The following is a 205-nucleotide window of genomic DNA, read 5'->3' as shown; positions in this document are numbered from 1 at the left end:
CCCTGCAGCGCCTTCTGTGACACCCTCGGCTTTGGCGATCGCTATCAGTGCGCCGAGCTGATAGAGCATCTGCTGGCGAAGCTCGTCTGCCTGGAATGGTATTTCGCGCCGGCCGAAGCCGAGCCGATCAGGCAAACCGGGATGCGCGCCGATGCCGACGCCGTTCAGCTTCGCAAGCCGGACCATGCGCCCCATCGTATCCGGG

1 protein-coding gene is annotated in these 205 nt (G+C 64.9%); it reads right to left on the bottom strand.

Annotated elements, in window-relative coordinates:
• A partial coding sequence (locus tag AF337_RS25795) for a LamB/YcsF family protein (protein ID WP_193393659.1) occupies positions 1–205 on the bottom strand: 205 nt, incomplete at both ends.

Origin of the sequence: Rhizobium ecuadorense (assembly GCF_001187535.1) — a bacterium.
GTDB lineage: Bacteria > Pseudomonadota > Alphaproteobacteria > Rhizobiales > Rhizobiaceae > Rhizobium > Rhizobium ecuadorense.
This window is presented reverse-complemented; position numbering and strand designations above follow the sequence as displayed.